General features: G+C 69.9%; 25 protein-coding genes. 11 read left to right on the top strand and 14 right to left on the bottom strand.

What is annotated here, in order from left to right:
- Positions 1-49 precede the first annotated feature (49 nt).
- Positions 50-703: an amino acid-binding protein gene (locus AB0M30_RS20030; protein ID WP_364585566.1), complete on the top strand. Its 654-nt coding sequence runs from the start codon at positions 50-52 to the stop codon at positions 701-703.
- 70 nt (positions 704-773) lie between these two features.
- Here AB0M30_RS20030 and AB0M30_RS20025 read toward each other — a convergent pair whose 3' ends face one another.
- The 4 genes from AB0M30_RS20025 to AB0M30_RS20010 all read right to left on the bottom strand — a co-directional run bounded on the left by AB0M30_RS20025 (position 774) and on the right by AB0M30_RS20010 (position 5,281).
- The gene (locus AB0M30_RS20025) at positions 774-1,268 is read right to left on the bottom strand and encodes a GNAT family N-acetyltransferase (protein ID WP_364585564.1); all 495 of its coding nucleotides are present in this window, start codon (positions 1,266-1,268) and stop codon (positions 774-776) included.
- Positions 1,261-3,441: an NAD-dependent DNA ligase LigA gene (gene ligA / locus AB0M30_RS20020; RefSeq protein WP_364585562.1), complete on the bottom strand. Its 2,181-nt coding sequence runs from the start codon at positions 3,439-3,441 to the stop codon at positions 1,261-1,263. The genes AB0M30_RS20025 and ligA overlap by 8 nt, the downstream gene beginning before the upstream one ends.
- A gap of 11 nt (positions 3,442-3,452) precedes the next feature.
- A complete protein-coding gene (locus AB0M30_RS20015; RefSeq protein ID WP_364585561.1) occupies positions 3,453-4,160 on the bottom strand; it encodes a hypothetical protein in 708 nt (235 codons plus the stop codon).
- 83 nt (positions 4,161-4,243) lie between these two features.
- Positions 4,244-5,281: a methionine synthase gene (locus tag AB0M30_RS20010; protein ID WP_364585559.1), complete on the bottom strand. Its 1,038-nt coding sequence runs from the start codon at positions 5,279-5,281 to the stop codon at positions 4,244-4,246.
- Between the two features lie 121 nt (positions 5,282-5,402).
- On the opposite strand from AB0M30_RS20010, the gene AB0M30_RS20005 reads away from it, so the two are divergent.
- From AB0M30_RS20005 to AB0M30_RS19985, 5 genes are all read left to right on the top strand, one after another.
- On the top strand, positions 5,403-6,227 hold the full coding sequence (locus AB0M30_RS20005) for a phospholipid scramblase-related protein (RefSeq protein WP_364585557.1): 825 nt from the start codon (positions 5,403-5,405) through the stop codon (positions 6,225-6,227).
- A gap of 103 nt (positions 6,228-6,330) precedes the next feature.
- Positions 6,331-7,374 (top strand): MBL fold metallo-hydrolase, encoded by a 1,044-nt coding sequence (locus AB0M30_RS20000; RefSeq protein ID WP_364585555.1) that lies wholly within the window; start codon positions 6,331-6,333, stop codon positions 7,372-7,374.
- Between the two features lie 79 nt (positions 7,375-7,453).
- Positions 7,454-7,855, top strand: a complete 402-nt coding sequence (locus tag AB0M30_RS19995; RefSeq protein ID WP_103335418.1) for a GNAT family N-acetyltransferase — start codon at positions 7,454-7,456, stop codon at positions 7,853-7,855.
- A 10-nt stretch (positions 7,856-7,865) separates the two neighbouring features.
- On the top strand, positions 7,866-8,318 hold the full coding sequence (locus tag AB0M30_RS19990; RefSeq protein WP_364585553.1) for a GNAT family N-acetyltransferase: 453 nt from the start codon (positions 7,866-7,868) through the stop codon (positions 8,316-8,318).
- A gap of 58 nt (positions 8,319-8,376) precedes the next feature.
- Entirely contained in the window at positions 8,377-9,780 is a 1,404-nt protein-coding gene (locus tag AB0M30_RS19985) for a DUF222 domain-containing protein (RefSeq protein ID WP_364585552.1), read from the top strand.
- Positions 9,781-9,787: 7 nt separating this feature from the next.
- Here AB0M30_RS19985 and mnmA read toward each other — a convergent pair whose 3' ends face one another.
- The 4 genes from mnmA to AB0M30_RS19965 all read right to left on the bottom strand — a co-directional run bounded on the left by mnmA (position 9,788) and on the right by AB0M30_RS19965 (position 14,840).
- Positions 9,788-10,879: a tRNA 2-thiouridine(34) synthase MnmA gene (gene mnmA, locus AB0M30_RS19980; protein WP_364585550.1), complete on the bottom strand. Its 1,092-nt coding sequence runs from the start codon at positions 10,877-10,879 to the stop codon at positions 9,788-9,790.
- A 4-nt stretch (positions 10,880-10,883) separates the two neighbouring features.
- The gene (locus AB0M30_RS19975) at positions 10,884-12,080 is read right to left on the bottom strand and encodes a cysteine desulfurase family protein (protein ID WP_364585548.1); all 1,197 of its coding nucleotides are present in this window, start codon (positions 12,078-12,080) and stop codon (positions 10,884-10,886) included.
- Between the two features lie 64 nt (positions 12,081-12,144).
- Positions 12,145-13,512, bottom strand: a complete 1,368-nt coding sequence (locus AB0M30_RS19970; RefSeq protein ID WP_364585546.1) for an MFS transporter — start codon at positions 13,510-13,512, stop codon at positions 12,145-12,147.
- Between the two features lie 44 nt (positions 13,513-13,556).
- Positions 13,557-14,840, bottom strand: coding sequence for a LuxR C-terminal-related transcriptional regulator (locus AB0M30_RS19965; RefSeq protein ID WP_364585544.1), 1,284 nt, complete (start codon positions 14,838-14,840; stop codon positions 13,557-13,559).
- 155 nt (positions 14,841-14,995) lie between these two features.
- Between AB0M30_RS19965 and AB0M30_RS19960 the strand changes: the two genes are divergently transcribed.
- Positions 14,996-15,898, top strand: a complete 903-nt coding sequence (locus tag AB0M30_RS19960; protein WP_364585543.1) for an NADP-dependent oxidoreductase — start codon at positions 14,996-14,998, stop codon at positions 15,896-15,898.
- A gap of 54 nt (positions 15,899-15,952) precedes the next feature.
- Here the strand turns inward: AB0M30_RS19960 and AB0M30_RS19955 are convergent, their stop codons facing one another.
- The 4 genes from AB0M30_RS19955 to AB0M30_RS19940 all read right to left on the bottom strand — a co-directional run bounded on the left by AB0M30_RS19955 (position 15,953) and on the right by AB0M30_RS19940 (position 19,551).
- Positions 15,953-16,837, bottom strand: a complete 885-nt coding sequence (locus AB0M30_RS19955; RefSeq protein ID WP_364585541.1) for a lysophospholipid acyltransferase family protein — start codon at positions 16,835-16,837, stop codon at positions 15,953-15,955.
- On the bottom strand, positions 16,834-17,616 hold the full coding sequence (locus AB0M30_RS19950) for a GNAT family N-acyltransferase (protein ID WP_364585539.1): 783 nt from the start codon (positions 17,614-17,616) through the stop codon (positions 16,834-16,836). The genes AB0M30_RS19955 and AB0M30_RS19950 overlap by 4 nt, the downstream gene beginning before the upstream one ends.
- 160 nt (positions 17,617-17,776) lie before the next feature.
- Positions 17,777-18,736 carry an electron transfer flavoprotein subunit alpha/FixB family protein gene (locus AB0M30_RS19945; protein WP_103335405.1) on the bottom strand — a complete coding sequence of 320 codons (960 nt, stop codon included), beginning with the start codon at positions 18,734-18,736 and terminating at the stop codon, positions 17,777-17,779.
- Positions 18,737-18,765: 29 nt separating this feature from the next.
- Positions 18,766-19,551, bottom strand: coding sequence for an electron transfer flavoprotein subunit beta/FixA family protein (locus AB0M30_RS19940; RefSeq protein WP_364585537.1), 786 nt, complete (start codon positions 19,549-19,551; stop codon positions 18,766-18,768).
- Between the two features lie 243 nt (positions 19,552-19,794).
- Between AB0M30_RS19940 and AB0M30_RS19935 the strand changes: the two genes are divergently transcribed.
- Positions 19,795-20,640 (top strand): DegV family protein, encoded by an 846-nt coding sequence (locus AB0M30_RS19935; protein WP_285988972.1) that lies wholly within the window; start codon positions 19,795-19,797, stop codon positions 20,638-20,640.
- Here AB0M30_RS19935 and AB0M30_RS19930 read toward each other — a convergent pair.
- Positions 20,618-21,043 (bottom strand): hypothetical protein, encoded by a 426-nt coding sequence (locus AB0M30_RS19930; protein WP_364585535.1) that lies wholly within the window; start codon positions 21,041-21,043, stop codon positions 20,618-20,620. The two genes, AB0M30_RS19935 and AB0M30_RS19930, sit on opposite strands and share 23 nt — an antisense overlap.
- Positions 21,044-21,096: 53 nt before the next feature.
- Here AB0M30_RS19930 and AB0M30_RS19925 point away from each other — a divergent pair, with 53 nt between their 5' ends.
- The 3 genes from AB0M30_RS19925 to AB0M30_RS19915 are packed head-to-tail and all read left to right on the top strand — an operon-like array spanning position 21,097 to position 23,872.
- Complete coding sequence (locus AB0M30_RS19925) at positions 21,097-21,870, top strand: class I SAM-dependent methyltransferase (protein WP_364585533.1); 774 nt, start codon at positions 21,097-21,099, stop codon at positions 21,868-21,870.
- A complete protein-coding gene (locus tag AB0M30_RS19920; protein ID WP_364585531.1) occupies positions 21,867-23,372 on the top strand; it encodes a glycoside hydrolase family 57 protein in 1,506 nt (501 codons plus the stop codon). Before AB0M30_RS19925 ends, AB0M30_RS19920 begins: the two co-directional genes overlap by 4 nt.
- 11 nt (positions 23,373-23,383) lie before the next feature.
- Positions 23,384-23,872: a glutathione peroxidase gene (locus AB0M30_RS19915; protein ID WP_364585530.1), complete on the top strand. Its 489-nt coding sequence runs from the start codon at positions 23,384-23,386 to the stop codon at positions 23,870-23,872.
- A gap of 30 nt (positions 23,873-23,902) precedes the next feature.
- Here AB0M30_RS19915 and AB0M30_RS19910 read toward each other — a convergent pair whose 3' ends face one another.
- On the bottom strand, positions 23,903-25,666 hold the full coding sequence (locus AB0M30_RS19910; protein WP_364585528.1) for a sugar-binding domain-containing protein: 1,764 nt from the start codon (positions 25,664-25,666) through the stop codon (positions 23,903-23,905).
- Between the last annotated feature and the right edge of the window lie 18 nt (positions 25,667-25,684).

Below are 25,684 nucleotides of genomic sequence, written 5' to 3'. Positions count from 1 at the left end.
CGAGCGTCCCACGGCAAGGCTGGGACGCCAGAGGTGAGAGGGGCGCGTGGTGTCGTTCCTGATCCGGGTCCTCCTTCCGGACAGCCCGGGGACCCTCGGCGCGGTCGCCACGGCGCTCGGCACGGTAGGCGCCGACATCCTCAGCGTGGACGTCGTCGAACGCGGCAGCGGAGTCGCCGTCGACGACCTGGTGGTCGAGCTCCCGTCGGGTCGTCTGCCCGACGCGCTGATCACGGCGGCGGAGAGCGTCGAGGGTGTCGAAGTCGATGCGGTCCGTCCCTACGCGGGTGTCCTGGACACGCACCGCGAGCTCGAGCTCGTCGAAGAGATCGCCGCACAGCCGAAGTCCGGCCTCGACATTCTCGCCGAGGGCGTTCCCCGCATCGTGCGCGCCGGCTGGGCGATGATCGTCGAACATTCGGAGACGGGCGCGGTCCGGCTGGCCTCGTCCAGCGCGGCCCCGGAGACCCCGATCACCGACCTGCCGTGGCTGCCGCTGGAACGCGCCACGGTCCTCGACAGCGAGGAGGACTGGATCCCGGAGACGTGGAAGGAGCTCGGCACCGAGCTCGCCGCGACCCCGCTCGGCAAGCCGGGCAAGGCGCTGCTCGTCGCCCGCCCGGGCGGGCCGAACTTCCGCGCCGCCGAAGTCGCCCGGCTCGCCCACCTCGCCGGCATCGTCGCGGTCGTCCTCGACGGCTAGCGAGAAGCCGGTCACGTCGCCGAAAGGGACGAGCCTGCGTGGGCTCGTCCCTTTCTCGACAACGCCCAGGTCAGAAGTCGATCTGATAGGCGATCAGGGAGATGTGCGGGAACGGCCGCCAGTCCCGCTCGGCCAGGCGCGTGAACCCGAGGCGTTCATAGAGCCGATGTGCGCTGTGCATCCGGTCGACGCTGCTGAGGACCACTCTGCGAAGACCCAGTGCGCGAGCGCGATCGAACACCGCCTTGATCAAGGCTTCGCCGACACCTCGGCCACGCGCCGACGGCGCCACCGCCAGCATCCGGAACTCCAGCTCGCCCGAACGCGAGACCTCGGCGTATTCGGACCCCGGGTGAACGACGGTCACGGTCCCGACCACCTCCCCCGCCCCGTCCACGGCGACCAGGACCTCGGCCTTCTCGACCCGCCGCGCGACGTCGCGCAGCATCGCGTCGTAGCCGACGTCGTCGGCCAAGTGGCCATCGGCCGCGTATGCGCGCACCGTGACCTCGCCCGCTACGGCGTACTCCTCGGGCCGCGGCGGCCTGATCTCGACGTCACCCATCCGATTCCCCGGTCTCTTCTTCGGCGGTCTCGTCGCCGGCCGGCAGCGCCACCTCCCGCGCCGCGTCGGGGCCCTGCTCGAGCAGGACGCGGAAGCCGGCCTCGTCGAGCACCGGCACCTTGAGCTGAATGGCCTTGTCGTATTTCGAACCAGGCGAGTCCCCGACGACGACGAAGGCGGTCTTCTTCGAGACCGACCCGGCGGCCTTGCCACCGCGGGCCATGACGACTTCCTTGGCCTCGTCTCGCGAGAAGCCGTCGAGCGAGCCCGTCACCACGATCGACAGCCCCTCGAGGTGGCGCGGGATCGACTGGTCGCGCTCCTCCTCCATCCGCACCCCGGCGCGTCGCCATTTTTCGACGATCTCCCGGTGCCAAGCGACGTCGAACCACTCCTGCGTTGCGTGGGCGATGGTCGGGCCGACGCCGTCGACTGCGGAAAGTTCCTCCTCGGTGGCCTGCTCGATCCGTTCGATCGAACCGAACTCACGGGCCAGCGCCTGCGCCGCGGTCGGCCCGACGTGCCGGATCGACAGGGCGACCAGCACCTTCCACAACGGCCGGTCCTTGGCCACGTCGAGGTTGGCGAGCAGCTTCCGCGCGTTCGCCGACAACTCCCCCGCCTTGGTCCGGAACAGTTCGACCTCGGCGAGGCTGTCCTCGTTCAGGTCGAAGACGTCGCCCTCATCGGCGACCACCCGGGCTTCGAGCAGCGCAACCGCCGCCTCGTACCCGAGGACCTCGATGTCGAAGGCGCCGCGCCCGGCCAGGTGGAACAGGCGCTCCCGCAGCTGCGCAGGACAGAACCGCGTGTTCGGGCACCGGATGTCCTTGTCGCCTTCCTTCTGGTAGGCGAGCTCCGTGCCGCATTCCGGGCAGTGCGTGGGCATGACGAACTCGCGCTCGTCGCCTGTGCGCGCGTCCACGACCGGACCGAGGACCTCGGGAATGACGTCGCCGGCCTTCCGGATGACGATCCGGTCGCCGATGAGCACGCCCTTGCGCTTGACCTCCTCCTGGTTGTGGAGGGTGGCCCTGGCCACGGTCGACCCCGCGACCGTGACCGGCTCGGTGACCGCGAACGGGGTCACCCGTCCGGTGCGCCCGACGCCGACCTGGATGTCCAGCAGCGTGGTGATCGCCTCTTCCGGCGGGTACTTGTACGCGATCGCCCACCGCGGGGCGCGCGACGTCGTGCCCAGCCGTCGCTGCAGCGCCACCTGGTCGACCTTGATGACCACGCCGTCGATCTCGTGCTCGGCGTCGTGCCGGTGCTCACCCCAGTAGACGATGTGCGCGGTGAGCTCGTCGGCCGAAGTCAGGACCTTGCTGTGCGGTGACACCGGGAGCCCCCACGCAGCCAGCGCGTCGTACGCCTCCGACTGACGCTGGGGCTCGAAGCCCGCGCGTTTGCCGAGGCCGTGGCAGATCAACCGCAGCCGGCGCTCGCGAGTGATCTTGGGGTCCTTCTGCCGCAGCGAGCCGGCCGCGGTGTTGCGCGGGTTCGCGTACGGCGGCTTGCCGGCTTCGACCATCTTCGCGTTCAGCTCGAGGAAGTCCTCGACGCGGAAGAAAACCTCGCCACGCACCTCGACCAGGGCGGGCACCGGGAACTGCTCGGTGCCGGTCAGCAGCTGCGGAACTTGGTCGAGTGTGCGGACGTTGAGCGTGACGTCTTCACCGGTCCGGCCGTCGCCCCGCGTGAGCGCCCGGGTCAGGTGGCCGTTTTCGTACAGGAGGTTGATCGCCAGGCCGTCGATCTTCAGCTCGGCGAGGAATTCCGTGCGCCCGACCTCCTTCTCGACGCGTTCGACCCAGGCCAGGAAGTCGTCCTCGGCGAACACATTGTCCAGGCTGAGCATGCGTTCGAGATGGTCGTGCGCGGTGAAGTCAGTCGAGAACGTGCCACCGACCCGCTGGGTCGGCGACTCGGGCGTGACGAGCGCCGGGTGGGCCTCCTCGATCCGCTGGAGTTCGCCCAGCAGCTCGTCGAACTGCCCGTCGGAGATGATCGGCGAGTCCAGGACGTAGTAGCGGAACTGGTGGTCGCGCAGTTCCTCGGCGAGGGCGCTGTGCCGCTCCCGGACGTCGGCCGGGACGTCGGCGACGTCCTCCGCGGCCACCGGGGCGTCGACCGCCGCAACCTGGTCCTGGGGAAGTTCGGTGCTGCTCACGGGTGGTAACCCTAGCTGGAGGTACCGACATTTTCGTCCGGTCCGCCGCCCAGCCCGCGGACCAGTTCACGGAGCTCCAGAAGGGTGATGGCCCCGGCCGGCTCGGCCTCCGCGGTCTCGACGCGCCGTAACCGTTCGGCGGCGAGCCGTTCACCCAATGTCGCGTCGAGCGGGAGAAAGGTCATGGTCCGCCGGGTGGCGTCGTCGAGATCGCCGAAGCGCGGGTGGAAGACGGCGACATCGACCACGTGCTCCTCGTCGTCCACCTGGGCGACGACCCGGACATCGGCCAGTGCGATCCGGTGCTCGCCGAGGTTCACGGTGACCTCGGTCGGATCGGGTACCGGCGGGACCGAATCGTGGTACTCCCAGATCGCGTCGTCCGGCGGCGCGGCCGCGCGCCACGCGTCGGTGAACGGCCGCACTTCGGGATCTTCCTGGCCGGTCACGACCAGGGCGTAGATCGCCTGGCGACCGCGCTCGAGCGAGAAGTGCAGCCGCGGGTGCAGCGCCTCGACCAGCTGGCAGAGCTCGTACTCGACCCGGTGCGGCTCGCCCTCCCCCAGCGCTGCGCTGACCATGGGAAGCAGCTCGAACCAGCCGTGCCAGAACGCCTCCGCGGCGGCCGCCGGGTCGTCCGGCACGGGCTGCTCGGGCCACGCGGTGCGCGGGTCAGGCGGATCGGCGGCGGCGGCGCTCTTGCGGCGGAACAGACGCATGGTCAGGGGTGATCCTCGTTCGGTCGGCTACCCGACACGCTACTTGCCGGCAGGAGCGGACGTCGGCGAGTCGCCGGATTCCGTCACCAGCCTTCCGGCGGCTCCACGAAGGCTTTGCCGAGGTCCCGCGTCAGCGCCAGGGCCCGCCGCATCCATTCCGGTGTCGCGCCGGCGAGGCCGCAGGCGGGTGTCGGCACCGCTCGTTCGGCGAGGACGCTGCGGTTGAAGCCGAGCCGATCGGCCAGCCGGAACGCCGGCTCGCCGACCTCCTTCAGGCTCGTCGGCGAAGCCGGCGAGGTTGCCGGAACCGCGCCCATGAACAGCGTCGCCCCGCCGTCCCACACCTCACCGATCTCATCGAGGAACGCGGCAGACGCCCCGTCGAGCGCGGCGAGGTCGAAAGCCAAGGCGTCCGCACCGGCCTCGCGCAGCAACCCCAGCGGCGGTTTCGCGGCGCAGCAGTGCAGGATCACCGGACGATCGGTGATCCGTCGCGCGCCCTCGATCACGGTGGTGAGCAGCTGACGGGCCTCAGGCTCCGGCACCGCGGGGACGGTCCCGTAGCCGGACGGGGTCGACAGGCCACCGGCCAGCACCGCGGGCAACGACGGTTCGTCGAACTGGACCAGGACCGGCGCGCCGGTCCTGGCCTGCACTTCCGCGACGTGTTCGGCCAAGCCGTCCAACAGGGACGCCGTGAAGTCCCGCAAGGCCCCGCGATCGGTGAGCACCCGGTGGCCGCGGGCCAGTTCGATCCCGGCGCCGAGCGTCCACGGCCCGGCCACCTGAACCTTGAAGACCGGCGGGGTGACCCCGGACTTCTCCCGCGCCTCCTGCACGGCGTCGAGATCCCAGCGAAGCAGATCGAGGGCCCGGCGATGCTCGTGCCCAGGCCGCGACGCGACGCGGTAGCCGCTCGGCACGACCTCGACCGCCAGGTCGACGAGCAGTGCGGCGGTCCGGCCGAGCATGTCCGCCCCGACGCCGCGGTCCGGCAGCTCGGGCAGGTGCGGAAAGTCGGGCAGCTCGCCGAACACGACCGCCGCCGCTTCGGCGGGATCTTCGCCCGGCATCGATCCGATCGCCGTTGCGGCTCCGCTGGGCCAGATTCGCTCACTCACGACCACCGATTCTGGTCGACCCCTCGATACCGGTACCGGCCGGGGCGTCAAGATGCGGACATTCACCGCATTTCCCTTCAGTGACACCATGAGCGGGTCCGCGGCGATAGGCTGACCGGCCATGACGAGTTCGCCACCGCAGCCGGGCTGGTACCCGGACGCGCGGGACCCCCGTCTGCACCGATGGTGGGACGGCCGGGCCTGGACCGCCGACACCCGCACGGCCTCCCCGTTCCCGCCTCCGAGCGACTCCGAGCCGATCGAGCTGGACATCGAACGTGCCCACGACCCGGCCCGGATCCAGAACCAGGTCAACCGCGCGACACGTGGCCGAGGCGGAACACGCGCCGGGGGCGGGACCCTGTTCACCGAGCCGGTCCTCGTGGTCAACCAGCGCGCCAAGCTGATCGAGATGGCCAACGAGTTCGGGGTCTTCGACCAAAACGGCAACCGGCTCGGCGGGGTCGTCGAAGTGGGCCAGAGCACGCTGAAAAAGGCGATCCGGCTCCTGACCAACTACGACCAGTTCCTGACCCACAAGTTCGAAGTCCGCGACGCCAACCACAGCACCGTGCTCAAGGTGACCCGGCCGGCGAAGGTGTTCAAGTCCCGGTTCCTCGTCACCAGGGCCGACGAGACGCCGATCGGCGAGATCGTCCAGGAGAATGTCTTCGGCAAGATCCGGTTCGGCTTCATCGTCGACGGCCGGCCGGTCGGCGGGATCTTCGCCGAGAACTGGCGAGCCTGGAACTTCTCGATCCGCGACCACGCCGACACCGAGGTCGCGCGGGTGACCAAGACCTGGGGCGGGATCCTCAAGGCCGCTTTCACCACGGCCGACAACTACGTCGTGGAGATCCCGCACCCGCTGCCGGATCCGCTCGCCAGCATGGTGGTCGCCGCGGCCTTGACGATCGACACGGCCCTGAAGCAGGACACCGACTGATCGAGTGACCGGCGTCTCATCTCCTCCCGGTGGACAGCGGGCCCGGCACGGCCCAGCCTGAAGAAGGCCGGGACGCCGCAGTCTCGCCGGGACGGAGGTCACCGTGGAACCGTTGCCGGAAAGCAGCGACAGGAACTGGACCGAGCCCGGAATCTACGAGGTCTCGGCCGGCGTCTACCGGATCCCGTTGCCGCTGCCCAACGATGCTTTGCGCGCGGTCAACGTCTACGCGGTCACCGACGGCGAGAAGCTGGTCCTGGTCGATTCCGGCTGGGCGCTGACCGTGGCCCGGCAACAGCTCGCCGACGCCCTGAGCGGAATCGGTGCCGGACTCGCCGACGTCAGCGAGTTCCTCGTGACCCACGTGCATCGGGACCACTATTCGCAGGCGGTGGTCCTGCGTCGTGACTTCGGTTCGAAGATCGCTCTCGGCCAGGACGAAGAGCCATCGCTCAAGGCATCCGGCAATCCCGACCGCCTGCCGATGGAAGCCCAGGTCGACCTGTTGTTCCAGGCCGGGGCCCGCGAAGTCGTGGAAGCGCTGGCCCGTCAGTTCGGCACGAACCGGCGGCACACGGAAGCCGAGCTCTGGGAAGCGCCCGACGAATGGCTGACGCCCGGCCCGCGGCCGATCCTGCCCGGGCGCGAGTTCGAAGTCGTCGCCACTCCGGGACACACGTCCGGCCATGTCGTCTTCGTCGACGACACCGCCGACCTGTTGTTCTCCGGTGACCACGTGCTGCCGCACATCACGCCCTCCATCGGGTTCCAGCCGGTGCCGGCCGAACTGCCCCTCAACGACTTCATCGACTCGCTCCGCTTGGTGCGTGCCATGCCGGACCGCCGCATGCTTCCCGCGCACGGCCCGGTGTCCGAGAGCGTGCACACCCGGGTCGACGAACTGCTGGAACACCACCGTCAACGTCTCGAGACGATCGCCTCCCAAATCGAGGCCGGTGCTACTTGCGCGCACGAAGCAGCGCACCGGATCGGCTGGACCCGACGCAACCGCAAACTGTCCGAAATGGACTCCTTCAATCAGATGCTTGCGGTCCTCGAAACCGCCGCCCACCTCGATCTCCTGGTATCTCAAGGGAAATTGAGCGCCCAGACCGTCGACGGGGTTCGTCGTTACGCGGTGACCTGAGAGCAGACGCGGCCAGCACTGCGGGTAGCCACGTCGTTGCAGTTAGGTCCGCCGTCCAGCCTCCTGCATACTGGGCGGGATGGAGGTCATCAGACGCGCGCGGGCAACGGACATCGAGGCGCTCGTGCGCCTGTTCGGCGCACGCGGCGAACCGTTGGCAGCCGCGCTCCGGGAACTCATGAACACCCCGCACGTCACGCTGGTCGTGGCCGAGGACGACAACGGCGTCGCCGGCACTGCACAGCTGACCGTGCTTCGAGGCCTCGCCTGGGACGGCGCACCCCGCGGCCTGCTCGAAGGCATCCGCGCCGCACGGCGGGGTGTGACCAGCGCACTCTTGACCTGGGGCATCGACGAAGCCCGCCGGCGCGGGTGCGCGCGCGTCCACCTCGATTCGGGCGTCAACCGCGGCGACCTGCGAGATTTCTACGCACGCTTCGGCTTCGAGTACAGCTATCAAGGATTCACCCGCGTCCTGTGATACTGACGTCGTGGCCGACTACACCATCCGCAGGGCACGGCGAGAAGACATCGAGGCGATCGTGCGCATGCTGGCGGACGACCAGCTCGGCGCCACCCGGGACGATCCCGGCGACCTCGAGCCGTACCTGCGCGCCTTTACCGAGATCGACGCGGATCCGAATCAGCTCTTGGTGGTTGTCGTGTCAGGCGACGAGCCGGTCGGCACCTTGCAGCTCACGATCATTCCCGGGCTCGCCAGGCGCGGCGCGCTTCGCGGCCAGATCGAGGCCGTGCGGATTCACGCCGGCCATCGAGGCACCGGCCTGGGCGCCGACCTCGTCCGCTGGGCGATCGACGAGTCGCGGCGGCGCGGGTGCGCCCTGGTGCAACTCACGTCGGACACCTCCCGGACCGAAGCTCACCGGTTCTACGAGCGGCTCGGATTCGTACCCAGCCACACGGGTTTCAAGCTCAAGCTCTGAGCGACGAAGCCCTCTACCCGCGGCGAAGCGACAGTCCATTTCGGACATTTACCCTCCCATGATCGTCACGCGGTCGTCCGCGTACCCGCACGATCCCGAAACAATTGCGATCCGTCAAGATGAAGGGCGCGAATGGACCGTTCGCGCCCTTTTGCTGACTTTCCTCGCAAGCCGTCGTACCGTCGAGCTCATGACGCATTCACAACCAGTCCACAAGCTCATCCCCGCATCCGTTCAGGGCGCCGACAGTGAACTTCCGTTCGTGCTCCAATCGATCCGCGCCGACCCGAACACCTTGCAGCACATGAAAGACGACCAGGTCGTCGACCTGATCCGTGATACCGACGCGGAGATCTCGAAACTGCAAGCAGTGCAGCTGAGAGCGATCGCGGACCTGAGCGTGCGACGGAGACGGGCGCCCAGCGCGTCGTCGGAAGTCGCGTTGGCCTTGTCCATAACGGAACACCGCGCCAGTGCCATCGTTTCCGCCGCCAACGCGCTGATTGCCCGCCTCCCTCGCATGCTCAACCTCATGGACGACGGCCAGCTCGACCTCTATCGCGCCATGAAGGTGACCGATGCGACGGCATGGCTGTCGGGAGATCACGTACGTGTCGTCGACGCGACGCTCGAAGATCGGGTGCCGGGACGGAACGCCACCCAGGTCCGCCGGGCCGCGACCTACGCCGCCGCGCAAGCCGATCCCGACGGCGCAGCGCTGCGCACCGAAAGGAAGCTCGTCGAGCGGCGACTCACCCTGCACCACCAAGACACCGGCGTGACCCACTTGTCGGTCAACAATGCACCGACAGAGAAGGCAACCGCCGCCTATGCCCGCGTCGACCAAGCAGCCCGTGCGTTGAAGACGCCGGACGAACCGCGAACGCTGGATCAGCTCCGAGCGGACGTGGCCATCGATCTGCTGCTCAGTGGCTCAGGTGGCCCGAGCGAACGCACCGAGGTCTTCCTGCACATCGACCTGGCAACCTATCTCGGCCTCAATCAGACGCCGGCGGCGTTGGCCGGTCGCGGGCCTATCGCGTCTGCGCTGGCTCGGCACATCATCGGCGGGCCCGATACGACGCTGCGCCGAGTTCTCACCGATCCGCGAACCGGTCACGCGGTCGAACTGTCCCCGACGCGCTACTCGCTCGAGCAGGACGAGTTCATCAAGGTTCGCGATCAAGAGTGCCGACAGCCCGGATGCACGCGCCCCGCACAGAGCTGCGGGATCAAAGCGACTCGCACGAAGGGCGGGTCCGGAGGTATCGCGGACCAGGCCGTCACCTACTGCTCGCGGCACAGCAAGCTGGAAGGACAACCCGGCTGGGACTACGAAGTCACGCCGGACGGCACCCTCAACGTCGCGACGCCGACTGGGCAAGTCCATTCGACGACACCGCCGTCGATGCACCCCGGCCGCCGCAAGGCGGACCGGCTCCGGAAGAAACCCCGAAAGTGACCGACGATCAGCGGGTGCCGGAAATCTTCGCGCTGCCGAGGACGACGTCTCCATCGCCGGGATCAGGGCGGTAGAGAACGACGACCTGACCCGGAGCGACTCCTCGCAGCGGCTCGCGCAAGTGCACCGTCATGGTGTCGTTGTCCACGTCGGCGACCGCCTCCACGATCCCTCCGTGGGCCCTGACCTGGACCACGCATTCGGTGGGTTCGGTCAGCGGCCGGCCGCTGGGCCAGATCGCCCGGTCAGCCTCGATCACCGTGACGCCGAGGTCGGCCGCGGAGCCGACCTTGACGGAGCCCGACACCGGTTCGAGCGACAGGACGTACCGAGGACGGCCATCCGGCGCCGGAGCATCGATTCCCAGCCCCTTGCGCTGGCCGACCGTGAACCCGTGCACCCCCGTGTGCCGCCCGAGGACGGCTCCCGTTTCCGCGTCCACGAGCTCGCCAGGACGCTGTCCCAGCCGGTTCTCCAGGAACTTCTTGGTGTCGCCGTCCGGGATGAAGCAGATGTCGTGGCTGTCGGGCTTGTTGGCGACGGACAGACCTCGTCGTTCCGCCTCGGCGCGCACGTCGGTCTTCCAGGAGCCCCCCAGGGGGAACATGGCGTGACTGAGCTGTTCCGGTGTCAGCGAGGCGAGTACGTACGACTGGTCCTTGCCGCTGTCCGCGCTACGACGCAATTCAGGCACACCGTCTACCACGGTGAGACGCGCGTAGTGACCTGTCGCGACCGCATCGAACCCGAGCGCCATCGCCTTTTCGAGAAGCGCTTCGAACTTGATCTTCTCGTTGCAGGTGACACAAGGATTCGGGGTGCGTCCGGCAGCGTATTCGCCGACGAAGGTTTCAACGACCTCTTCGGTGAAGCGCTCAGCGAAATCCCAGATGTAGAACGGGATGCCGAGGATGTCAGCGGCTCGCCGGGCGTCATGCGAGTCCTCGATCGTGCAGCACCCGCGCGAGCCGGTCCGCAGAGTTCCCGGTTTGGCCGACAGGGCCAAGTGCACACCAACGACGTCGTGCCCGGCGTCGACCGCGCGCGCCGCGGCGACCGCCGAGTCCACTCCTCCGCTCATCGCGGCCAAAACCCGCATTGCCTTACACCTCTTGCTTCTGAGTCTGCTTGCGCATTCCGGCGAGGCCGGCCTGCCGGGCGCGCATGACGACGCCACCGATCTCCGCAGCCACGGCGTCGACGTCCGCGGCGGTGGATGTGTGGCCGAGGGAGAAACGGAGGGAACCGCGAGCCGCTGCGGGATCGGCCCCCATGGCGAGCAGCACGTGGCTCGGCTGGGCGACGCCTGCAGTGCACGCAGATCCCGTCGAACATTCGATGCCCTTGGCGTCGAGCAGCATCAACAGGCTGTCGCCAGCGCATCCGGGGAACGTGAAGTGGGCGTGGCTGGGCAGCCTCTCGCCATCTCCACCGTTGAGGACGGCGTCGGGTACCTCACGTTGAACGGCCTCGACGAGCCCGTCTCGAAGTTCCTCGACGCGCTTCGCGTAGTCGGCGCGGGACGCGACACTGCTTCGGACCGCAGCTGCGAAACCCACGATCGCCGGGACGTCCAAGGTGCCGGAGCGGACGTTGCGTTCCTGGCCACCGCCGTGCAGCAGAGGCGCGCAAGGTACGTCACGTCCGAGCAGCAGCGCTCCCACTCCGAATGGGCCACCGAGCTTGTGCCCGGTCAGCGTGAGTGCTGCGGCGCCGCTGGCGGCGAAGTCGACCGGTGCGGCCCCGACGGCCTGAACCGCGTCGGTGTGGAACGGGATATCGAAATCGGCGCACACCGCCGTCAGCTCGGCAATCGGGTTGATCGTGCCGACCTCGTTGTTCGCCCACATCACGGTGGCCAACGCCACGGTCTCAGGATCCGCGGCGATGGCTGCCCGGAGGACGTCAGGCGATACCCGCCCCTGGCTGTCCACGTCCAGCAGCGTGACCTCGGCACCGCTGTGGGCTTCGAGCCATTCGACGGTATCCAGCACAGCGTGGTGCTCCGCGGCACCGCACAGGATGCGGCGACGCTGCTTCTGCTCGCCGCGACGAGCCCAATAGATGCCCTTGATCGCGAGGTTGTCGCTCTCGGTGCCTCCGCCGGTGAAGATCACCTCGGAGGGACGAGCGCCCAGTGCCTCGGCGATGGTTTCGCGGGCTTCTTCGACCATCCGGCGAGCCCGGCGGCCCGAAGAGTGCAGCGCCGAGGCGTTGCCCACGGTGGGTAGCGCCTCGGTCATCGCCGCTATGGCTTCGGGCAACATCGGTGTGGTCGCCGCGTGGTCGAGATAAGTCATCGCTGTTCCAGGGTAGTCCGCTCCAGCGCGTGACGAAGTCCACCCTGGCTCTCGAAGTGGCCTGTCACACCTTTGACGGCCACCGCCCGCTCAGCCGGACGCCCACCACCGCGAGCGCCACCAAGGCCACCGTGAGCAGGGTCATCGCCGGCGACGGGTCGAAAACCGAGCCGACCGCGCCGAGCAGAACACCACCCAGGCCGATGAGCAGCGCAGAGCCGACCCAGTCCGCGAGCTGCATCGCCGAGGTGTTGAATCCGCGCTCGCCTTCGGGCGAGTAGCGGAGCAGGAGGACGGAGATCGCGGGCATCGCGATCCCCATGCCTGCGCCGCCGACCGCGCAGGCCACGAAGGCGACCCAGCCGGGGAACCACGGCTGCGAAACCAGGCCGAAGCCCACCAGGCCGGCCGCGACCAGCCAGAAGCCGGTGCGCAGCGATGCCTCTCGCGACCAGTCGAGGTAGCGGCCTTGGGCTGCCGACGCCGCCGACCAGCCCAAAGCCGTGATCGTCAGTGGCAGGCCGGCGAGGGCGGGGCTGTAACCGTGGACCGCGCTCATCGTCAGCGGGAGGTACGCCTCCATCCCGGCGTACGCTCCGGCGATCAGGGCGCGAGAGGCGATGACGGTCGGCAGGCCGGGACGGGAAGTCAACGTCCCGGACGGCAGCAGCGTCCGGAGCGCGTAGCCCAGCGCGATGAGTCCGACCGTGCCGTAGCCGAGCGCGACGAGTGACTGGTGCTGCGCCGCCCACGTCAACGCTGCGACGCCAAGCGCGGCGATGATCGCCTGCGTCACGCTCGCCCGTCGCCCACCCGTGGCGGGCTCGTGGGCGGGCAAGCGCCGGACGACCACGACCAGCATGAGCACGCCGACTGCCACGAGCGGAACCAAGCCGAGGAAGACCCAGCGCCAGCCGACGCTGACCGTCACGACCCCGGCGACCGAAGGCCCGATGACCGCGGGCAGGACCCAAGCGGCCGCGTTCGCGGCGTAGATGACCGGACGTTCGTGGTCGGTGAACGTCAGCGCGATCAGGAGCGAGACCGAGACGAGGAGCAGTCCCGCGCCGAAGCCCTGCAACGCGCGGCCGAGAAGGAGCGTCGGCATCGCGCTCGCCGTTCCCGCCACCACCAGACCGGCTGCGAACAAAATGGGCCCGGCGAGCAATGCCGGCGCCGGGCCGCGGCGGTCGCCGATCCGGCCCGAAAGCACCGTCGCGACCACGCTGGAGATCAGGAAGATCGTGAACGGCCACGAGTAGAGCGACAGCCCGTGGAGGTCGGCGACCAGCGTGGGCATCGCCGTGGCCACGCCCATGCTCTCGAACGCGACCAACGTGACCACGAGCAGCAACGCGATCGTGGTCAGCCGGTTTTCCGCGCTCCAGAGCACGCTTCGGCGACGGGGCGCGGAGTCGATCGTCGAGGCCATGATCAGCAGCTTGCAACCTCCAGCACGCTGGAGGTCAAGGTGATTCAGGCGGAGCGGTGCACCACCGGTTCCAGTGGCAAGCCGCGGGCCAGCGCAGCCGCCTCGCCTCGGGAACTGACGTCGAGCTTGTCGAGGATGTTCCGGACGTGGAACTTCACCGTGTGCTCGCTGAGCTGCAGTTGTTCGGCGATCTGCCGGTTGCGCAGTCCCTGGGAGATGCCCGACAGGACTTCCAGTTCGCGTGGGTTGAGCCGATCGAGGGGACGCAGCTCCGGCGGCTCCGCCACGCCGAGCGGGAGCGCCGCCGTGACCGTCGTGCCCCAGGTCGGCACGGCGTCGACCTCCCAGTGGCCGCCGAGGGCCGTGAGACGCTCGGTCAGGCCACGGGGCGGGACCGCGTCGGCGACTTCGGGGCAATCGTCGCGGACCGTGATCCGCAGCACCGAGCCGTCCACGCGCCAGGACGCCCTCACGCGCGTGGTCGCAGCACGATCCAACGCCGCTAGCACCAAGCCGCGGGTCAGCGTCCGTGCGGTGTGGGCGATGTCCTGCGGGAGTGACGCGTCGCCCACGGGGTCGACGAGGTCGACGTCGACTTCCGTGTGCCGGACCAGGTCGGCCAGCTGGGTCTTGAGGACCCCGAATGCCGTGTCCGTCTGCTCGGCGGACAGGACCTGGTCGCGGTCGACGACGCCTTTGAGCTCCAGCAGCGCGTCGGCGGCGAGGTCGACCGCGGTGCGGCGGGCGACAGCGTCGGGGAGCCGGCTCGAGCGGAGGACCGACAGGAGCGTGACCAGGCTTGCCGCGTGCGTCTGGCCGAGGTCGGTGATTGCCTGGGCGCGGGCGGAGGCCGCGGCGAGGCTGCCGGCCAGGACGTCCGGGCCCGGGTCGGTCGCCCGCTGGCCCGCGTCGGTGCTGACGATGTGCCACAGCCGGGCCGCCAATTCCAGCTCCGCGGGCGGCGGCTCCGCGGCCTCGGGCACCACGGCGATCACCGCGCCCTGGCCGACGGCCGGTGTCGAAGCGAGCAGGACCAGACGACGCTCGACGCCCCCGAGCACGCCGTCGGTCACCAGGGCCTTGCCCGGCTCGCTGCGGTCGACCAGCCGTTGCAGCTCGACGCTCGTCACGGCCTGCGTGATCGTTTCATCTCCGATGACTTTGAGCGGGCTGCGAGGACAGTCGCCCGTCTGCATCGCCGCCGCGCGATGCGGGATCAGCCTGGCCAGCTCGGCGGTGAACCGGCTGAGCAACTGAGGCCGCGGTGCCGACAGGAGCCGCTCGACGACGTCCAGCACGTGCCGCGGATCCGACCAGGAAGCGTCCATGGCCTCCAAGGTAGGCGCGTCCGGGGTCCGGCGACCTGCTCGTCCGGCTAGTGAACACTGCTCGTCCGGGCGGTTCGGCGGCTCCGCCGGGCGAGTTGACTTCCGGGGGAGGACATTCGAACCGAAGGTCACGAACCAAGGAGCGAAAAAACACCATGCGAGCGATCACCTTCTCCGCATACGGCGGACCGGAAGTCCTGCAGCTGTCCGACGTCCCGGCGCCGGAGCCGGGCCCGAGACAGGTGCGGCTGGCCGTGCGGGCCGCCGGCGTCAACCCGATCGACTGGAAGATCCGCAACGGCGCCATGCAGCAAAATTTCCAGGTCCCGTTCCCGCACATCCCCGGTCTCGAGGTCGCCGGGGTCGTCGACGCCGTCGGGGAGGGCGCGGACTTCGCCGTGGGCGACGAGGTGTTCGGCTGGTCGGAGACCGGTGCCTACGCCGAGTACGCGCTCGCGAAGACGATCGCGCCGAAGCCCGCGAGCCTTTCGTGGGCGGACGCCGCCGCGTTGCCGGTCGCCGGCGAAACCGCGCTTCGCGTGCTCGGGCTGCTCGGGGTTCGCGAGGGTGAGACGCTGCTGCTCCTCGGCGCCAGCGGCACGGTCGGGCGGTTCGCCGCTCAGGTGGCGATCGCGCAGGGAGTGACCGTCGTCGGGACCGGGGGAAGCCGGAGCCTCGACGACCTCAAGTCGCTGGGCGTCGTTCCGGTCCGCTACGGCGACGGCTGGGTGGAGCGGGTCCGCGAGGTGACGTCGGGGCCGGTGGACGCCGTCTTCGACGCCGCCGGGCACGGGGTGCTGCCGGGGTCCGTCGAGCTGCGGGGTACCAAGGACCGGATCGTCACCATCGCCGATGCGGCCGCGTTCGAGCTGGGGATCCCCTTTTCCAGCGGGGGCGAGCAGACCCGTGAGGTCCTCACACGGATCGCCGGCTGGGTGACCGATCGAGGGGTCGGCATCGCACAGGGCAAGAGCTATCCGCTGGCCGAGGCGGCCGCGGCGCAGGTCGAAAGCGAGGACGGGCACCCTGGCGGAAAGTTGACCATCGCCGTCGGCTGACCGAAAAGGGACCCAATCCGGGCCTGTCGCCGGATCGCGGCGACAGGGCCCGGATCACTTCGCGGGAGGCGAAGCCAGTGGGGCCGCCTGGCGGCGCGGGGTCCGCCGCCGCTGCTGGGCCGGGATCTGCACCGTTCCCAGTGCGGAATGGACCGCCGCCTCGGCGAGGGCGGCCAGTTCGCGGCGGGTTTCCGCGCGGCCTGGGGCGATCTCCGGGCAGACGTGGATCTCGAGCACCAGACCGCGCAGGGCCGCGACCCGGCGCAGGGAGGCGACCAGCGACTCCGGTCCGATGAACGCCGGGCGGCTGGTCTCGCGGCCGTCGGCGAGGCGGTACCGCAACGCGATCGGGCGCACCGGGACACCACCGTCGATGGCCGCCTGGAACGTCGCCGTCGTGAAGCGGCCCGACGCCAGGCCGCACCACGTGGTGCCCTCCGGGGTGACGCTCACCAGCGAGCCCGTCCTCAGCGCGTCGGCCAGCGACGCCATCGTGGCGGGCAACGTCGTCAGCCGTTCGCGGTCGAGGAAGATGCTGCCGCCGCGGCGGACCAGGCCGCCGAGCACCGGCCAGCCCGCGATCTCCTTCTTGGCCAGCGCGCGCATCGGCCGCAGCGCGTTGATCGCGACGATGTCCAGCCACGAGATGTGGTTGTTCACCACCAGTGCGCCACGGCCGGCGGGCGCGGTCAGGAAATCGGCGCCGCCCCGGATGTCCAGGCGGACGCCGAACGCCCGCAGCACGCCGAGGAAGATCAGCCGAAGCAGACGCTCGCGGCCTGGGGCGACCAGCAGCAAGGGCGCGAACACCAGTGCCGCGAGCACGACCGAGATCGCCGCCCCGAAGCGCAGAACCCGTCGCGGAAGACCGACCACCGGGTCGTCGGCGGTGAGGCAGCCGTCGCCGCAGGGCGACGACGGCATCCAAGCGTGGCTCATCCCTGGACCCCGAGGAAAAACTTGAGGTACCGCTCGTCGACGTTGTGCAGGTCCAGGAGGACGAAGAAGTCCGCGACGCCGAAGTCGACGTCGAGCGCCGGCGGCCCGCAGACCTTGGCGCCGAGCCGGACGTAGCCCTTGATCAGCGGCGGCAGCGTGGGCCGCGCCGGGCGCTCGATGCCCGAGGTGTCCCACGGGATCAACGGTGCGACGCGCGTGGCCTCGTCGGAGTAGTGCTTGGCGCGCAGGACGTCCCACACGCCGGCGGCGAAGGAACCGTCGTCCACCAGCGGGACCGAAGCGCAGCCGGCGAGGTAGCGGTGGCCGGAAAGCAGCATGTAGCGGGCGATCCCCGCCCAGACCAGGCTGACGACGGCGCCGCTGCGGTGGTCCGGGTGCACGCACGACCGGCCGGTTTCGACCAGCGACGGTCGCAGGCCCTCGATCGCGGTCAGGTCGAATTCGCTGTCCGCGTAGAGCTTTCCGGCCTGGGCGGCGCGGTCCGGCGGGAGCATCCGGTAGCAGCCGACGATCTCGCCCGTGTTGTCGTCGCGGACCACGAGGTGGTCGCAGAATTCGTCGAACTCGTCGATGTCGAGACCGGGCCGCGGGGAGTGGAGGCGCGCGCCCATTTCCTCGGCGAAAACCAGGTGGCGCAGTTTCTGCGCCGCAACCACTTCGTCGTTCGCGTGCGCGACGAGAAGTGAGTACCGAGGGGCGTCGGCGGGGAGCTCGTTACCCGCCTGATCAGTGCTGACGAGGAGCTGTGACGTCGTCATGGTCAAGGTTTACCCGCGCGGAGGAAGCCGCGGAGAGTGCCATCCGATGACCGATTAGTGCACGTTCAGTTAATGGCGGGTTCTCAGGCTCTTCTCAGGTGCCTGAATGCGCGAAGGGCCTCCCGGAACGTCCCGGGAGGCCCTTCGACGAAGCTGGAAATCAGCCCTTGCGCTTCGCGACCGCCTCGGTCAGCTGCGGCGCGACGTTGAACAGGTCGCCGACGATGCCGAAGTCGGCGATCTCGAAGATCGGCGCCTCCGGGTCCTTGTTGACGGCGATGATCGTCTTCGACGTCTGCATGCCCGCGCGGTGCTGGATCGCGCCGGAGATGCCGAGCGCGATGTACAACTGCGGCGAGACCGTCTTGCCGGTCTGGCCGACCTGGAACTGCGCCGGGTAGTAACCCGAGTCGACAGCGGCACGCGACGCGCCGACAGCCGCGCCGAGCGAGTCGGCCAGCTTCTCGACGACGTCGAACTTCTCCGCCGAGCCGACACCACGGCCACCGGACACCACGATGGAGGCCTCGGTCAGCTCCGGCCGGTCACCACCGGTCACCGGCTCGACGCCGGTGATCTTGGTGGCCTTCGCCGCGTCGACCGCGGGGAGCTCGACGGTCTCCTCGGCCGCCGCGCCCTCGGCGGGCTCGGCCTCGACCGCGCCCGGGCGGATCGAGACCACCGGCGCGCCCTTCGCGGACTTGGACTTGACCGAGAACGCGCCACCGAAGATGGACTGGTCGATGACGCCGTCGCCGTTGACGCCCACGGCGTCGTAGATCAGGCCGGAGCCCAGGCGCACGGCCAGGCGGGCGGCGACCTCCTTGCCCTCACCGCTGGCGGTGACGAGCACGGCGGCCGGGGACGCCTGCTGCGCGAGCGCCGCGAGCACGTCGACCTTGGGCGTGACCAGGTAGTTCGCGGCGTCGTCGCCTTCCGCGACATACACCTTGGCGGCGCCGTGCGACGCCAGCGCCTGCTTCGCCTTGGCGGCGGTCCCGGTCGGGCCGACGACGACGGCCGACGGCTCACCGAGCGCGCGGGCGGCGGTCAGCAGCTCGAGCGTGACCTTCTTGACCTCACCGTCGACGTGGTCGACGAGGACGAGTACTTCAGCCATGGTTCTACTTCCTCCTCGAAGAGCCGTTGTCAGATGAGCTTCTGGCCGACCAGGTACTCGGCGACCTTGGTGCCGCCGTCGCCCTCGTCCTCGGTCTTCTCGCCGGCGGTGCGCGGCGGCTTCGGCGAGGATTCGGTCACCGTGGACCACGCGTTGGCGAGACCGACCTCGCCCGCGTCGATGCCCAGGTCGGCGATGGTGAACGTCTCGACCGGCTTCTTCTTCGCGGCCATGATGCCCTTGAACGACGGGTAGCGCGGCTCGTTGATCTTCTCGCCGACGCTCACGATCGCGGGCAGGCTCGCCTCGAGGTGGGTGAGGCCGTCCTCGGTCTCACGGGTGGCCTTGATCGTCGAGCCCTCGACGGTCAGCTCACGCACGTAGGTGACCTGCGGCAGGCCCAGCAGCTCCGCGAGGATCGCCGGGATGGCACCACCGCGGCCGTCGGACGACTCGTTGCCGGCGATGACCAGGTCGAAGCCCTCGACCTTGCCGATGGCGGCGGCGAGCACCTTGGCGGTGGCGATCGCGTCGGAGCCGTGCAGCGCCTCGTCGGAGACGTGGATGGCCTTGTCGGCGCCCATGGACAGCGCCTTGCGGATGGCGTCGGTCGCGCGGTCGGGGCCCACCGAGATCACGGTGACCTCGCCCTCGCCGGCTTCCTTGATCTTCAGCGCTTCTTCGACGGCCTTCTCGTTGATCTCGTCGAGCACGGCGTCGGCGGATTCGCGGTCAAGGGTGTGGTCGGACCCGTTGAGCTTCCGCTCCGAGTAGGTGTCCGGTACCTGCTTGACCAGGACGACGATGTTGGTCATGGGTCTGCTTCGACCTCCCGGTTCGTGGCCCGCGGACGACCACGGGACAGTGCTCTACTGGCCGGTAGATTAGGACCAATCGGCGCGCGGGACCCGTCGAGGTGACGTCATTCACCTGGATGGGCAATTTAGTGGGACCATCGTCCCGGTAGTTGACCGGTTACCCCACCCGAACTGCCGTTCGTCCGATCGGACCAACCACGGCCTACTCGCGGTGGGTGTCCGGCATTAACCTTCTCCACCATGCCCGCGCGCATCGCCGTCATCACCGACTCGAGCTCCTGCCTGCCCGACCTCGTCGCTTCTCGCTGGGCCATCGGCGTCGTCCAGATCCAGCTCAGCCTGGGAAGCCACTACGACGACGAAAACCGCTTCGACCGCGGCGAAGTGATCGACGCCATGAGAGCCGGGCAGGTGATCGCCACGGCGCCCCCGGACCCGGGGGCGTTCTTCTGGGCCTACCAGGAGGCAGCCACCGCCGGCGCGACCGCCATCGTCAGCATCCACATCTCCGGCCGCATGTCCGACACCGTCCGCGCGGCCCGGGAGGCCGCCCAGCAGGTCCGCATCCCGGTGCACGTCCTCGACAGCCGGACCACCGGCATGAGCCTCGGCTTCGCCGCCGTGTCGGCCGCGCGGGCCGCCGCGGCCGGCGCGGACGCCGACCGGGTCATCGAGGCCGCCGAACGCCGGTGCACCACGAGCACCGAGTTCATCTACGTCGACACCCTCGAGTACCTCCGCCGCGGCGGCCGGATCGGCGCCGCCCAGGCCATGCTCGGTAGTGCGTTTTCGATCAAACCGCTGCTCACGGTCAAGGACGGCGAGGTCGCGCCGCTCGCCCGGGTGCCCGGCACCAAGCGCGCCCTGGCGAAGATGGTCGACCTCGCGGTGAAGAAGTCCGGCGGGTTCCGCGCCGACATCGCCGTGACCCGGTTCGGTGCCAGCGATCACGAACTGGAGATCGGCAGGCAGATCGAACGCCGGGTGCCGGCGATGGTCGAGAGCATGGTCGTCGAAGCGAGCACGGTCATCGGCGCGCACCTCGGCCCCGGCGCGCTCGGCATCACGGTGTCGCCGGTGGGCTGACCCGCCGCGCCGGGACCAGCAGGACCACGAGCGGCAGCAGCACCCCCAGCCCGGTCGTCCCCACGATGAGGACCTGGTCGATCCGCTCGAAGTGCCCGACGTGGCCGAGGTGGTAGAGGAAGTGCGGGACGCCGAACAGCAGCGCCGAGACGGCCGCGAGCCGCGCCACCGCTGTGGTGCCGATCACGGCGGCCCCGATCAGCAGGGCCGCGAGCGCCAGGTTGAGCCCGCCGAAGTCGCGCAGGAGGTGCTCGTTGAACGGCCCGTCCATCGAAACCCAGCCGGCACGGAAGCCGGGAAAGTCCTGGTAGAAGCCGGTCGGCGACCCGAGTGGCCAGATTCCGACCACGGCCTCGACCAAGCCGAAGACGACGAGCAGTACGCGGGTGATGGTCCGTTGCATGACCACGGAACGAGACGGCGGTGCCGGACGTGACACCCGCTAGGGTCGCGGAGGTGACCACCCCAGCCACCCGGGCCGAGGCGCTGCACCTGACCGGCGAGCGGACCGTCCCCGGCATCGCCGAGGAGAACTACTGGTTCAGGCGCCACGAAGCCGCGTACGCCGCCCTGCTCCCCCACTGCGCGGACGCGATGGTCCTCGAAGCCGGCTGCGGCGAGGGCTACGGCGCGAGCCTCCTCGCCACGACGGCCCGCCGGGTGCTCGCGCTGGACTACGACGTCCCGACCACCGAGCACGTCGCCCGCCGCTACCCCGAGGTCGCCGTCGCGCGGGCGAACCTGGCCTTCCTCCCGGTCCGGGACGGCGCGGTCGACGTCGTCGCCAACTTTCAGGTCATCGAGCACCTGTGGGACCAGGCCGGGTTCCTCGCCGAGTGCCGGCGCGTGTTGTCGGAAAACGGCAAGCTGCTGGTCACGACGCCGAACCGGCTGACCTTCACCCCGGACAGCGACACGCCGCTGAACCCGTTCCACACGCGCGAGCTGGCGCCCTCCGAACTGGCCGGGCTGCTCACCGACGCCGGCTTCGCCGTCGAATCGCTGCACGGGCTGCACCACGGCCGGGCCGTGCGCGCCCTCGACGAGCGGTACGGCGGTTCGATCATCGACGCCCAGCTCGACGTGGTCATGGGCAAGCTGCCGGGCCAGGCCGAGTGGCCGGAAGCCCTGCTCGCCGACGTCGCCGCGATCGAGGCCACCGGGTTCGACATCCACGGCGACGACCTGGACGCCAGCCTCGACCTGATCGCCGTGGCGGTGCGCCGATGAGCGAGGGCACCTTCTGCCTCGTCGTGCACAGCCACCTGCCGTGGCTGCCGCACCACGGGAACTGGCCGGTCGGCGAGGAATGGCTCTACCAGGCGTGGGCGCACTCCTACCTGCCGATGGTCGAGCTCCTGGAGCGCTTCGCCGACGAAGGCCGCCGCGACGTGCTGACGCTGGGCGTGACGCCTGTGCTCGCCGCGCAGCTCGACGACCCGTACAGCATTCGCGCGTTTCACGACTGGCTCGGCCACTGGCAGCTGCGGGCCCAGCACGCGGCGACGCTGTGGCGCGGCGACCCGCTGCTGCGCGAGCTCGCCGCGGCCGAGCACCGGACCGCCGTCCGCGCGGCCGAGGAGCTCGGGACGCGGTGGCGGCACGGGTTCTCCCCGGTCCTGCGGTCCTTGGTCGACAATTCGACCATCGAGCTGCTCGGCGGCCCGCTCGCCCACCCGTTCCAGCCGTTGCTGGACCCGCGGGTGCGCGAGTTCGCGCTGAACGCCGGTCTCGCCGACACGGCCCTGCGGATCGGGACGCGGCCGGAGGGGATCTGGGCCCCCGAGTGCGGCTACGCGCCTGGTATGGAAAACGACTACGCGGCGGCCGGCGTCCGGCGGTTCCTGGTCGACGGCCCGTCGCTGCGCGGCGAGTCCTGGGCCGCCCGGCCGGTCGGCGACACCGACGTCCTCGCGTTCGGCCGGGACCTCGAGGTCACCTACCGCGTCTGGTCGCCGAAGGCCGGCTACCCCGGCCACGCCGCCTACCGCGACTTCCACACGTGGCAGCACGAGGTCGGCCTCAAGGCGGCGCGGGTCACCGGCAAGACGGTCGAGCCGCAGGACAAGGCGCCCTACGATCCGGCGCTCGCCGCCGACGTGCTGCGGACGCACGTCAAGGACTTCGTCGAGACCGTCGTGACGCGCCTGCGGTCGCTGAAGCGGCAACACGGGCGTGAGGCGCTCGTGGTCGCCGCGTACGACACGGAGCTGTTCGGGCACTGGTGGCACGAAGGACCGGCGTGGCTGGAAGGCGTGCTGCGCGCGCTGCCCGAGGCCGGCGTGCGGGTGACGACGCTGAAGGGCGCGATGGAAGCCGGCCACGTCGGCGAGCCGATCGACCTGCCTTCGTCGTCGTGGGGGTCTGGCAAGGACTGGCGCGTCTGGGACGGCGAGCAGGTCAAGGACATGGTCGCCGCCAACGCGGCGCTGCAGGACCGGCTGCTCGACCTGGTCGCCGGGCTGGACCGGACGGCCCGGGACACCGTCGCCGACCAGGCCGTCGCCGAGGCGATGCTGGCGCTGGAAAGCGACTGGGCGTTCATGGTCACCAAGGACTCGGCCGCGGACTACGCACGTCGTCGCGCGGCGGTCCACACCGAGCGCTTCGACGCGCTGGCCGGGCTGCTGCGCCGCGGCGATCGCGCCCGCGCCGTTGAGCTCGCCGCCGCCTACCGCGCCGACGACGGACCGTTCGGGCACCTCGACGCCCGGGCGCTGAAGCACGACTGAAAGGAACTTTTATGGGGATCCACGAGATTCCGCTCAAGACCCTCGACGGGCACGACAGCTCGCTGGGCGAGTTCGCGGGCAAGGCGCTGCTCGTGGTCAACGTCGCGTCCAAGTGCGGCCTGACCCCGCAGTACTCCGGTCTCGAGCGGCTGCAGGAACGCTTCGGCGAGCAGGGCTTCTCCGTCGTCGGATTCCCGTGCAACCAGTTCGCCGGGCAGGAACCGGGCAGCGCGGCCGAGATCCAGACGTTCTGCTCGACGACCTACGGCGTCACGTTCCCGCTGTTCGAGAAAATCGACGTCAACGGCGAAGGTCGCCACCCGCTCTACGCCGAGCTGACCGAGACCGCCGACGCCGAGGGCGCGGCGGGCGACGTCCAGTGGAACTTCGAGAAGTTCCTCGTCGGCGCGGACGGGGAGGTCCTGGCGCGGTTCCGGCCGCGCACCGAGCCCGAGGACGAGGCGGTCGTCAAGGCGATCGAGGCGTCGCTGCCGGCTTGATGCCGAGGTGAGGACCGGCTGTGGTCGAAATCAGGACGAGCCCGCTTCGATCACGGCTCGCACGCACTTCGCGACCACGGCCGGGTCCACCTTCACCACGCGACGGTCGTAGGTGAGCAGCCCGTTGACCTCGTTTTCGACATCCGTCGTCTGGGTGTAGACGGCCCCGGACAAGCCGCGGTCCACCACCACTCGCTCGAGGGCCGCGCTCACCTCGGCGTAGCGCTCGGTCAGCCGCTCCCGCGTCGGCGTCATCTCGTACGCGTTGGGCGGGCCGGGCCAGCAGTGGTCGTCCAGAACCAGACCGAGGCCGCCGTACTCGCCGTCGACGATCGCGCGGCCGTCGCGCACCGACGGCGACCCCGGGCCCACGTACGTGTGGTCGTCGTAGACGTCGCCCGCGCCGCTGTCCGGCCGCGAAAAACAGCAGTTGACGCCGCTGTTCGCGATGACCAGCCGCGTCGGGTCGAGGGTTTTGACCGATTCCGCGACACGGGCCGTGTCGAACTCGCCCCAGCCCTCGTTGAACGGGACCCAGCCGACGATCGACGGGACCGCTCGCAGCTGCGTCACCATTTCGGCCAGCTCGGCCTCGAACCGCTCGCGCGCCCGCGGGACCGGGTCCGGCGCGATCCCCGGCGGCCCGTCGAACGACACGGTCAGCGACGGCATGTCCTGCCAGACGAGCAAGCCCAGCGTGTCGGCCCAGTAGTACCAGCGGGCCGGCTCGACCTTGACGTGTTTGCGGACGAAGTTGAAGCCCAGCTCCTTCGTCTTCTCGAGGTCGAACCGCAGGGCGTCGTCGGTGGGCGCGGTGGAGATGCCGTCCGGCCAGTAGCCCTGGTCGAGCGGTCCGTGCAGAAAGGTGACCCGGCCGTTGAGGGCGATCCGCGGGCGGCCCTGCGGGTCCGGGACCAGGCCGATCGTCCGGAGACCGGCGTATCCGCCGACCTCGTCCGAAACCGAACCATGCTCGTCGAGCAGCTGGACGCGCAGCGAGTAGAGGTGCGGGTCGTCGGGCGTCCAGAGGCGCGGCGAAGGAACGTCCACGCGCACCGACGTCCCGGCCGCACCCGAGGCCCGCGCCACCTCGGTGCCGTTTGCCGAAAGAACGACAACGACCTCGGCACCGCCGGTGACCTGCGGGAAGACCGTCACGCCGGTCAAGTCCGGAGTCAGGTCCAGCCGTTCGATCCTGGTCTCGGGGACCGGCTCCAGCCACACCGTTTGCCAGATTCCGGACGACGGGGTGTAGCAGATCCCGCCGGGCGCGTTGCGCTGCTTGCCGACCGGGAAGGGCTCGATGTCGGTGCGGTCCTCGGCGCGGACGGTCAGCTCCTGCGGTCCCGAAGCACGCAGGACGTCGGTGACGTCCGCACTGAACGCCGTGTACCCGCCTTCGTGGGTCGCGACGAGCTGGTTGTTGACCCAGACCTTCGCCGTCTGGTCGACCGCGCCGAAGTGCAGGAGGACCCGTGAGCCGCGCCAGTCGGCGGGGACTTCGAAAACGCGCCGGTACCAGAGGACTTCGTCGCGTCGCCGAATTCCGGACAACGCCGATTCCGGCGGGAACGGGACCAGGATGCGCTCGGCGTACCCGGACGGCCGTGGTTCATCCGGCGACGACGGCCAGCCCGCGTACTCCCAGACGCCGTTGAGGTTCAGCCAGCGAGGCCGCGTCAGCTGGGGCCGCGGGTACTCGGGCAGGGCGTTGTCCGGAGCGACGTCGGCGCTCCACGGGGTCGGCAGGGGCGGGTCGAGCCGGCGCCAGCCGGGGTCCTTGTCGGGAGTCATCCCGGTCGATGGTCGCAG

The sequence above is a fragment of the Amycolatopsis sp. NPDC051716 genome (genome assembly GCF_040681595.1).
GTDB lineage: Bacteria > Actinomycetota > Actinomycetes > Mycobacteriales > Pseudonocardiaceae > Amycolatopsis.
This window is presented reverse-complemented; position numbering and strand designations above follow the sequence as displayed.

Excerpts from the sequence above, each read along its gene's own strand:
- AB0M30_RS20025 (WP_364585564.1), bottom strand. The coding sequence starts at position 1,268 with ATGGGTGACGTCGAGATCAGGCCGCCGCGGCCCGAGGAGTACGCCGTA.
- AB0M30_RS20015 (WP_364585561.1), bottom strand. The coding sequence starts at position 4,160 with ATGCGTCTGTTCCGCCGCAAGAGCGCCGCCGCCGCCGATCCGCCTGAC.
- AB0M30_RS20005 (WP_364585557.1), top strand. The coding sequence starts at position 5,403 with ATGACGAGTTCGCCACCGCAGCCGGGCTGGTACCCGGACGCGCGGGAC.
- AB0M30_RS19995 (WP_103335418.1), top strand. The coding sequence starts at position 7,454 with ATGGAGGTCATCAGACGCGCGCGGGCAACGGACATCGAGGCGCTCGTG.
- AB0M30_RS19985 (WP_364585552.1), top strand. The coding sequence starts at position 8,377 with ATGATCGTCACGCGGTCGTCCGCGTACCCGCACGATCCCGAAACAATT.
- mnmA (WP_364585550.1), bottom strand. The coding sequence starts at position 10,879 with ATGCGGGTTTTGGCCGCGATGAGCGGAGGAGTGGACTCGGCGGTCGCC.
- AB0M30_RS19975 (WP_364585548.1), bottom strand. The coding sequence starts at position 12,080 with ATGACTTATCTCGACCACGCGGCGACCACACCGATGTTGCCCGAAGCC.
- AB0M30_RS19970 (WP_364585546.1), bottom strand. The coding sequence starts at position 13,512 with ATGGCCTCGACGATCGACTCCGCGCCCCGTCGCCGAAGCGTGCTCTGG.
- AB0M30_RS19965 (WP_364585544.1), bottom strand. The coding sequence starts at position 14,840 with ATGGACGCTTCCTGGTCGGATCCGCGGCACGTGCTGGACGTCGTCGAG.
- AB0M30_RS19960 (WP_364585543.1), top strand. The coding sequence starts at position 14,996 with ATGCGAGCGATCACCTTCTCCGCATACGGCGGACCGGAAGTCCTGCAG.
- AB0M30_RS19955 (WP_364585541.1), bottom strand. The coding sequence starts at position 16,837 with ATGAGCCACGCTTGGATGCCGTCGTCGCCCTGCGGCGACGGCTGCCTC.
- AB0M30_RS19950 (WP_364585539.1), bottom strand. The coding sequence starts at position 17,616 with ATGACGACGTCACAGCTCCTCGTCAGCACTGATCAGGCGGGTAACGAG.
- AB0M30_RS19945 (WP_103335405.1), bottom strand. The coding sequence starts at position 18,736 with ATGGCTGAAGTACTCGTCCTCGTCGACCACGTCGACGGTGAGGTCAAG.
- AB0M30_RS19940 (WP_364585537.1), bottom strand. The coding sequence starts at position 19,551 with ATGACCAACATCGTCGTCCTGGTCAAGCAGGTACCGGACACCTACTCG.
- AB0M30_RS19935 (WP_285988972.1), top strand. The coding sequence starts at position 19,795 with ATGCCCGCGCGCATCGCCGTCATCACCGACTCGAGCTCCTGCCTGCCC.
- AB0M30_RS19930 (WP_364585535.1), bottom strand. The coding sequence starts at position 21,043 with ATGCAACGGACCATCACCCGCGTACTGCTCGTCGTCTTCGGCTTGGTC.
- AB0M30_RS19920 (WP_364585531.1), top strand. The coding sequence starts at position 21,867 with ATGAGCGAGGGCACCTTCTGCCTCGTCGTGCACAGCCACCTGCCGTGG.
- AB0M30_RS19915 (WP_364585530.1), top strand. The coding sequence starts at position 23,384 with ATGGGGATCCACGAGATTCCGCTCAAGACCCTCGACGGGCACGACAGC.
- AB0M30_RS19910 (WP_364585528.1), bottom strand. The coding sequence starts at position 25,666 with ATGACTCCCGACAAGGACCCCGGCTGGCGCCGGCTCGACCCGCCCCTG.